This is a genomic window from Microbacterium umsixpiens, from assembly GCF_053543675.1.
The window spans coordinates 7,617-15,605 of sequence record NZ_JBLVOH010000213.1 but is presented as its reverse complement, the minus strand read 5'-3'; the positions used below and the strand labels follow the sequence as shown (position 1 = coordinate 15,605).

Below are 7,989 nucleotides of genomic sequence, written 5' to 3'. Positions count from 1 at the left end.
CCCCCCCTTTCCTGTGTCCGGCACAGGCGGCGACGGGTCGTGGGTTCTAGGCTTGTCCCGTGAGCGAGTACATCGTCCGACCGGCGCGCAGTGCCGACATCGTCGGCATCCGCAACCTGCTGCAGCCCCTCGTGGAGCAGCGCATCCTGCTCGGCAAAGACCTGGCGGTGCTCTACGGCGCGGTGCAGGAGTTCGTCGTCGCCGAGGCTGACGGGGTGCTGATCGGATGCGGCGCGCTGCACGTGTTCTGGGAAGACCTCGGCGAGGTGCGCACCCTGCTCGTGCAGGATGACTGGCTGCACCACGGGGTCGGCCGGGCCATCGTCGATCGTCTCGAGGAGAACGCGCGCACGCTCGGGCTGTCGCGCCTGTTCTGCCTCACGTTCGAGGTCGAGTTCTTCAGCCGCCGCGGCTTCACTCCGATCGGCGAGCAGGTCGTCGACCCCGACGTGTACTCCCAGCTGCTGCGCAGCGGTGACGCGGGTGTCGAGGAGTTCCTCGATCTCGCGCACGTCAAGCCGAACACGCTCGGCAACACGCGCATGCTCAAGGTGCTCTGAGGGCGCACCGCAGACCACCGCCGCGGCCTCCCAGGCTGCACGGGCACGATCGCTTAACCTGGAACCATGCCCCGTCCTTCCGCTGCCGTCTATCGTCGTCGGCGACTGGTCGTGGTGATCGGGCTCATCCTGCTCGTCGCCGCGATCGGCATCGGGATCTGGCTCCTGATCGCGAAGCCCTGGGCAGCCGCGGATGCCTCTCCGAAGCCGACATCCTCGTCGTCGCAGACACCCACCACGACCCCGACGACCGACGCCGAGTCGCCGTCGCCGAGCCCTTCGTCCGAGCAGACGCCGGCGATCGTCGCCTGCGAGGCGAAAGACGTCGAGGTCTCGGCGGTCACGGATGCGGAGACCTATGCCGCGGGTGTCCTGCCGAAGCTCTCCATCTCCTTGACCAACAAGGGCACGAAGGACTGCACGCTCGACGTCGGCTCGACGACGCAGGTCTTCACGATCTCCAGCGGCGCCGACGTCTGGTGGCGGTCGACGGACTGCCAGGAGAACCCGAGCAGCATGATCGCGACGCTCACCGCCGGCACGACCGTCACCAGCAAAGACCCGGTGACCTGGGATCGCACCCGCTCGAGCGTCGAGACCTGCGACCAGGAGAACCGTCAGCGCGCTCCCGGCGGGGGAGCCTCGTACCACGTCGAGGTTTCCATCGGCGGATTCACGAGCCTCACGACCGCGCAGATCCTCCTGTACTGATCCGTCGTTCGAGTTCGCTGTTCGCACTTCGAAGTGATCGCGCCGCAGCGCCTTCGAAATGCGTCGCGTCGAGCGGCTTCCCATGCGGAAAGGCGCGACCTTGGCATCCTCGGCTGTCTGAGGCAGACAGGTGCGGATCTTTGGGATACCATTGAGGTGACTCTCCGCATCATGCGGCAACATGCCATCCCCAGTGGCGTCGAACTACAGCGTCCCCAGCGCTTCGACATCGCCGCACCGAGAGTCCGAGGGCCCTCTCGAGTACCCCAGTCCCCAATGGAGGACTCGAGAGGGCCCCTTACGTCTCCGCTGTCGATCCCGCGCGCGGCGCCTCGCCGTCTGCATAAGCTGGATGCATGGCAGCGAAAAAGGCGAAACCCGGGAAGAAGAAGCCCGCCCCCGAGGACTTCCGTTCGGAGGCTCTGGCCCTGGCGCTCGAGAAGCAGGACGTCGCAGCGGTCGCCCTCGCCCTCCGTAACGGCACCACGGTCGTGCCGCTGATCAAGCCGGGAGCCCGCGACAATCCGCTCGACAGCGGAGAGGTATGGACCTACCGTGACGCGAACACCGGCGACCTCGCACTGCTGCTGTTCAGTGACGCGAAGAACAAGCCCGCCAACCTCCCGCCCGGCGTGGGCATCTACACGTCAGACTGGCTCCGGAGCTTCCTGGCGGCGCATCCGATCACGACCGTGTTCCTCGACATCGCGGGCCCGCATCCGATGCAGGCGGACCCGGTCGAGCTGCTCAAGGCGCTCGACGCCTGAGAGCCGAGACCCTCGGGGGCTGTAGCGACCCGCCGGGGTCTATCAGAACGGCGGAACGTCGCGATCGGAACGGCGTGACGTGTTGCGGGCGCGGACATCGCCGAGCGCGGCGCGGAGGGTCTTCGATCGGTCGTCGACGACCTGCTCGTAACCGAGACGAGCGGCCTCGGATCGACGTTGCGCCGCTTGGGTGACCGGACGGATCTCACCCGCGAGGCTGAGCTCGCCGACGGCGGCGACCGTGCGCGGCACCGAGAACTGCTGGATGGAGCCGGCCACGGCGATGGCGATCGCGAGGTCGGCGGCCGGTTCGGTGAAGCGCACGCCGCCCACGGTCGACACGTAGACGTCGAGCGTGCTCGTCTTGATGTTCGCGCGCCGTTCGAGGATCGCCAGCACCATCGCCACGCGCGACGAGTCGACCCCGTGCACGATGCGGCGGGGATTCGGAGCGTTGCTGGGCACCGTGAGTGCTTGCACCTCGACGGGAAGCGCGCGGCGCCCCTCGAGGGAGATCGCGACGCAGGTTCCCGGCTCGGTGGCACCCTGCGAGAGGAAGAGCCCAGAAGGGTCGGGGACTTCGGCGATTCCGTCACCCGTCATCTCGAAGCAGCCGACCTCGTCGGTCGGACCGAAGCGGTTCTTGAGCGCGCGGATGAAGCGCAGCGACGTCTGCCGGTCGCCCTCGAAATGGCACACCACGTCGACCAGGTGCTCGAGCACGCGGGGGCCGGCGACCTGGCCGTCTTTCGTCACGTGGCCGACGATGATGATCGGCAGATCGCGGTCCTTCGCGATGCGGATCAGTGTCGCCGCGACCTCGCGCACCTGGCTCGGCTGCCCGGCGGCACCGTCGATAAGCGACGACGAGACGGTCTGCACCGAGTCGACGATCACGAGCTGCGGCTTGACCTCGTCGATGTGGCCGAGGATGGTCGCCAGGTCGGTCTCGCTCGCCAGGTACAGCTCGTCGTGCAGGGCGCCGGTACGTTCGGCGCGCAGGCGCACCTGGCCCGGCGACTCCTCGGCACTGGCGTACAGGACACGGCGACCGCCGCGAGCCGCCTGGGCCGCGACCTCGAGCAGCAGGGTCGATTTGCCGACGCCCGGCTCGCCGCTGAGCAGGATCGCGGCTCCGGGCACGATGCCGCCGCCGAGCACCCGGTCGAACTCCCCGACGCCGCTCGAGCGCCGCGGAGCATCCTGCGTCGTGATCTGCGTGATCGGTCGTGCCGCGCGATCCGCCGTCGGAGCGACGGGGCCGACGCGTCGGAGGATGCCGGTCTGCGCTGCCTGCTCCTGAACCGTGCCCCACTGCTGGCATTCGCCGCAGCGGCCGACCCACTTGGCGGTGGTCCACCCGCATTCCGTGCAGACGTAGGCTGGAGGAGCGGGTTTTCGGGTGGCCATGCTGCCAGGCTATCGCCGGGATCGGACATCCCTATCGACCAGGTGTTTATTCACGGCCGGACACCGGTGCAAAGTCCCGGTATCACGGGATACTGGGACCATGGCCAACGGCGGGTCCGTTTGCGGGCCGATATCGAGCTACTCCCGGGTGCAGATCCTGCACCTGCTCTTCGAGGCGGGAAGCACGAGGGCGCGCGCCGAACTGACGATCGCGGAGCTGTGCGAGGCCACGGGTCTGCATCCCAACACGGTCCGCGAGCACCTGCAGCGCCTGATCGAAGGCGGCCACGTCATCCCGACCGTCGAGCACCGCAAGACGCGCGGACGACCGCGCACCCTCTACCGGGCAGCCACGGGCGCGCCGGGCGCGTCCAGCCCGGTGGCGCGCGACAAGGCCAAGGCGGCTGCGCGTCGGGGCGACCTGATGCGCAGCATGATTCCCGACGCGGCGTCCGACCTCGGCCGTGAGGCCACGTATCAGCTCGACGCGCTGGTGGAGCACCTGGAGGAGAGCGGCTTCGAGCCGGTCGTCGACGACGGCAGCCTCTCGGTCGACCTCAGCCCGTGCCCGCATGCGGCCAGTCGGTCCGAGGACCGTCCGATGCTGTGCCGCGTGCATCTCGAGCTCATGCAGAGCGTGCTGAACGAGGCCGGCGGACCACTCGAAGCCGAGTGCGTCCGCGACGCGGTCCTCGCATCGGATTGCACCGTCCAGCTGCGCGACGCCACGGCGCGGATGGCCGAGGGAACGACGCTGCGGCGTCACGGCGCGGGGCAACGGCCTCACAGAACAGGAGTAGCGCATGGAATGGCTTGATCCGCTCGCTCTCGCCCGATGGCAGTTCGGGCTGACGACCGTCTACCACTACCTCTTCGTTCCGCTGACGATCGGCATGGCCCTGGTGGCCGCGATCTTCCAGACCGCGTGGGTGCGCACCGGCAAGGTCCAGTACCTGCACCTGACCCGCTTCTTCGGCAAGATCTTCCTGATCAACTTCGCCATGGGCGTCGTCACCGGCATCGTGCAGGAGTTCCAGTTCGGCATGAACTGGTCGGACTACTCCCGCTTCGTCGGCGACGTGTTCGGCGCCCCGCTCGCCTTCGAGGGCCTCCTCGCCTTCTTCTTCGAGGCGACGTTCATCGGACTGTGGATCTTCGGTTGGGACAAGCTCCCGCAGAAGCTGCACCTCGCCACGATCTGGTGCGTCTCGATCGGCAGCATCCTCTCGGCGTACTTCATCATCGCGGCCAACGCGTTCATGCAGAACCCGGTCGGCTACACCTTCAACGAGGCGACCAACCGTGCCGAGCTGACGGACTTCTGGGCGCTGCTGACCAACCCCGTCGCGCTCGCCGCGTTCCCGCACACGATCTTCGGCGCGTTCATGTTCGCCGCCGGTGTCGTCATCTCGGTGTCGGCCTGGCATCTCTCGCGCGGCCAGCACTTCGACACGATGCGCATCTCGCTCAAGTTCGGGCTGTGGGCGATGATCGTCTCGACCGCCGGGGTCGTGCTCACGGGAGACCAGCTCGGACTCGCGATGTACGCCGCGCAGCCGATGAAGATGGCGGCAGCGGAGGCGACGTTCAACACGGTCTGCGGACCGGATGCCTCCTTCAGCCTCTTCACCCTGGGCACGCCGGACGGCAGCTCCGAGCTGTTCTCGATCCGGGTGCCGTACCTGCTGTCGCTGCTGTCGACGCACACGCTCGACGCGTGCGTGCACGGTATCAACGACCTGAACGCCGAGTACGCCCAGACGTACGCCGCGACGGGGCTCGAGGACTTCGCCCCGGTCCTGTGGATCACGTACTGGGCGTTCCGCTGGATGATCGGCCTGGGCATCGCGGCCGCACTCGTCGCCGTCGCCGGCCTCTGGCTCACCCGCAAGGGCGCCAAGAAGCCCCCGGCGCAGTGGATGTGGAAGCTTGCGATCTGGTCGTTCCCGCTCGCGCTCGCCGCCAACATCATGGGCTGGGTCTTCACCGAGATGGGCAGACAGCCCTGGATCGTGTTCGGGTTGATGACCACCCAGGACGGTGTCTCGCCGGGAGTCAGCGGCCTCGAGGTGCTGATCTCGCTGATCTCGTTCACGGCGATCTACGCGGCGCTCGCCGTCGTCGAGATCCGCCTCATCATCCGGGCCGCGCAGAAGGGACCGGACACCGACGAGCAACCGCACGAGGAGACGGCCCAGCTGCCGTCGGTCGTCTACTGAGAGGGAGGAGCATCATGGATCTCGCAACACTCTGGTTCTTCATCGTCGCCTTCTTCTTCGTGGGCTACTTCGTGCTCGACGGGTTCGACTTCGGAGTCGGCATGTCGCTGCCGTTCCTCGGCAAGGACGACGTCTCGCGCCGTCAGGTCATCAACACGATCGGTCCGGTCTGGGATCTCAACGAGACCTGGGTCATCGTCGCCGGCGCCGTGCTGTTCGCGTCGTTCCCCGAGTGGTACGCGACGCTGTTCAGCGGGTTCTACCTGCCGCTGCTGCTGATCCTGCTCGCGCTGATCCTGCGCGGCGTCTCGTTCGAGTACCGGCACCAGCGCGACAGCGCGAAGTGGAAGGCCGGCTTCGACCGGATGATCGTGATCGGCTCGGTCGTGCCGGCGCTGCTGTGGGGCGTCGCCTTCGGCAACATCGTGCAGGGCGTCGCGATCGACGAGAACCACATCTACGTCGGCGGCTTCTTCGCGCTGCTGAACCCGTACGCTCTGCTGGTCGGCGTCACCACGCTGCTGCTGTTCTTCCTGCACGGCGTGCTGTTCGTCGCGCTCAAGACCGACGGTCAGGTGCACGAGGATGCGCGGCGTCTGGCGAAGAGGGCGGCCATCCCGACCATCCTCGTGGCGGCCGCAACGGTGATCTGGACGGTCGCGATCGCGATGGGGCGCGAGGCTCCGCTGCTCTGGCTCGTCATCGGTGCCGGTGCGCTCGCGGCGGTCAGTCTCATCGCAGCTGTCGGGCTCTCGCTCGTTCGGCGCGACGGCTGGGCGTTCTTCTCCGGCATGCTCACGGTGCTGTTCGCCGTGGTGATGCTGTTCGCCGCCCTGTTCCCGTTCGTGATGCCGTCGACGATCGACCCGGCCTACAGTCTCACGATCGCCAACGCATCCAGCACCCCGTATACGCTGCAGATCATGAGCTGGACCGCCCTGATCGCGATGCCGCTCGTGCTCGCGTACCAGGCGTGGACCTACTGGGTGTTCCGTAAGCGCGTCACCCGGAAGTCCATCGAGGGGGCTCCGGCGCACGCGTGAAACCCGTCGATCCGAGACTGCTGCGCTACGCGGGTGCCGCGAGGGGGTTCCTCGCGGCGTCCGCGTTGATCGGCGTCGTCCAGACGGCGGTCGTGATCGTCTTCGCCTGGCTGCTGACGGATGCCGTCACCGGGGCGATCGCGGGGCGTGACGTCTCGGCATCCCTGATCTGGTTGCTGCTCACGGCGCTGCTGCGCGGGCTGCTGATCACCGCCTCGGATGCCGCGGGCACCCGGGCCGCCGCGAAGACCGGGATGCAGCTGCGCTCGGCCCTGATCTCGGCGGTCGGTCGACTGGGGCCGGGGTGGCTCGCGCGGCGGAACCAGACCGAGCTCGCCGTGACCGCGGGACACGGACTGGAAGCGCTCGACGCGTACTTCGCCCGGTACATCCCGCAGCTCGTGCTGACCGTGATCGCGACGCCGGTGGTGGTGGCCGTGATGTGGTGGCAGGACTGGCCGAGCGGGCTGACCGCGATCATCACCCTGCCGCTGATCCCGCTGTTCCTCATCCTGATCGGGATGGCGACCCGCACGGTGCAGACCCGGCAGTGGCAGACGCTGCAGCGCCTCGCCGCCCGCTTCGCCGACACCGTGCAGGGACTGTCGACGCTGCGGCTGTTCGGGCGTGAGCGGCGCGCTGCCGACCGCATCGAGGTCACCGCCGACGAGTACCGCCGCGAGACCATGAAGGTGCTGCGGTTCTCGTTCCTGTCCGGCTTCGCGATGGAACTGCTGGCCTCGCTCGCGGTCGCGCTGATCGCGGTGTCGGTCGGGTTCCGGCTGCTGTCGGGCGACCTGACGCTCGAGGTCGGGCTGTTCGTGCTGCTGCTCGCACCCGAGGCGTTCCTGCCGATCCGACAGGTGGGGGTGCAGTTCCACGCGGCCGCCGAGGGGGTGGCGGCGACCGAGGACGTGTTCGAGGTGCTCGACGCGGCGCGGGCCCGGGTGCAGGGCGGTCATAACTCCTCAAGAACTCCGCTGAAACAGCGTTCGGGAGCCGTGCTGGCCTCTCGTGGTGAAGATTCTGAGGAGTTGCGAACAGCGCACCAGGGCAACCTCGTGGTCGAAGGGCTGGGCGTGCGCGATCTGCCGCCTGTGTCGTTTACCGCCGAGCCGGGGACGATCACGCTGATCGAGGGACCGAGCGGGGCGGGGAAGTCGTCGCTGCTCGCGGCTCTCCGGGGAGCAGCCGCCTTCGACGGGACGGCCGCCTTCGCCGGGAGCGACGTTCGCGAGCTCTCCCCGGCGGCGTGGCTCGCCTGGGCTGGGCAGACTCC

8 protein-coding genes are annotated in these 7,989 nt (G+C 68.1%); 7 read left to right on the top strand and 1 reads right to left on the bottom strand.

Annotated elements, in window-relative coordinates; translation table 11 throughout:
* The first annotated feature begins 59 nt into the window (after window positions 1-59).
* From ACNPM4_RS18305 to ACNPM4_RS18295, 3 genes are all read left to right on the top strand, one after another.
* A complete protein-coding gene (locus ACNPM4_RS18305) occupies window positions 60-560 on the top strand; it encodes an amino-acid N-acetyltransferase (RefSeq protein WP_029262444.1) in 501 nt (166 codons plus the stop codon).
* Between the two features lie 66 nt (window positions 561-626).
* Window positions 627-1,271: a hypothetical protein gene (locus ACNPM4_RS18300; RefSeq protein WP_448986642.1), complete on the top strand. Its 645-nt coding sequence runs from the start codon at window positions 627-629 to the stop codon at window positions 1,269-1,271.
* Between the two features lie 356 nt (window positions 1,272-1,627).
* Complete coding sequence (locus ACNPM4_RS18295; protein ID WP_029262442.1) at window positions 1,628-2,038, top strand: hypothetical protein; 411 nt, start codon at window positions 1,628-1,630, stop codon at window positions 2,036-2,038.
* A 42-nt stretch (window positions 2,039-2,080) separates the two neighbouring features.
* Here ACNPM4_RS18295 and radA read toward each other — a convergent pair whose 3' ends face one another.
* Window positions 2,081-3,448 carry a DNA repair protein RadA gene (radA, locus tag ACNPM4_RS18290; protein WP_105711931.1) on the bottom strand — a complete coding sequence of 456 codons (1,368 nt, stop codon included), beginning with the start codon at window positions 3,446-3,448 and terminating at the stop codon, window positions 2,081-2,083.
* 100 nt (window positions 3,449-3,548) lie between these two features.
* On the opposite strand from radA, the gene ACNPM4_RS18285 reads away from it, so the two are divergent.
* The 4 genes from ACNPM4_RS18285 to ACNPM4_RS18270 all read left to right on the top strand — a co-directional run.
* Complete coding sequence (locus ACNPM4_RS18285; RefSeq protein WP_417507015.1) at window positions 3,549-4,265, top strand: ArsR family transcriptional regulator; 717 nt, start codon at window positions 3,549-3,551, stop codon at window positions 4,263-4,265.
* The gene (locus ACNPM4_RS18280; protein WP_029262439.1) at window positions 4,252-5,667 is read left to right on the top strand and encodes a cytochrome ubiquinol oxidase subunit I; all 1,416 of its coding nucleotides are present in this window, start codon (window positions 4,252-4,254) and stop codon (window positions 5,665-5,667) included. The genes ACNPM4_RS18285 and ACNPM4_RS18280 overlap by 14 nt, the downstream gene beginning before the upstream one ends.
* A gap of 14 nt (window positions 5,668-5,681) precedes the next feature.
* Window positions 5,682-6,710, top strand: a complete 1,029-nt coding sequence (cydB, locus tag ACNPM4_RS18275; RefSeq protein WP_029262438.1) for a cytochrome d ubiquinol oxidase subunit II — start codon at window positions 5,682-5,684, stop codon at window positions 6,708-6,710.
* A partial coding sequence (locus ACNPM4_RS18270; RefSeq protein WP_448986641.1) for an ABC transporter ATP-binding protein/permease occupies window positions 6,707-7,989 on the top strand: 1,283 nt, incomplete at its 3' end. The genes cydB and ACNPM4_RS18270, both read left to right, overlap by 4 nt.

Bases quoted from the DNA above. Each gene is read 5' to 3' on its own strand.
- ACNPM4_RS18300 (WP_448986642.1), top strand. From the start codon at position 627: ATGCCCCGTCCTTCCGCTGCCGTCTATCGTCGTCGGCGACTGGTCGTG.
- ACNPM4_RS18295 (WP_029262442.1), top strand. From the start codon at position 1,628: ATGGCAGCGAAAAAGGCGAAACCCGGGAAGAAGAAGCCCGCCCCCGAG.
- radA (WP_105711931.1), bottom strand. From the start codon at position 3,448: ATGGCCACCCGAAAACCCGCTCCTCCAGCCTACGTCTGCACGGAATGC.
- ACNPM4_RS18285 (WP_417507015.1), top strand. From the start codon at position 3,549: ATGGCCAACGGCGGGTCCGTTTGCGGGCCGATATCGAGCTACTCCCGG.
- ACNPM4_RS18280 (WP_029262439.1), top strand. From the start codon at position 4,252: ATGGAATGGCTTGATCCGCTCGCTCTCGCCCGATGGCAGTTCGGGCTG.
- cydB (WP_029262438.1), top strand. From the start codon at position 5,682: ATGGATCTCGCAACACTCTGGTTCTTCATCGTCGCCTTCTTCTTCGTG.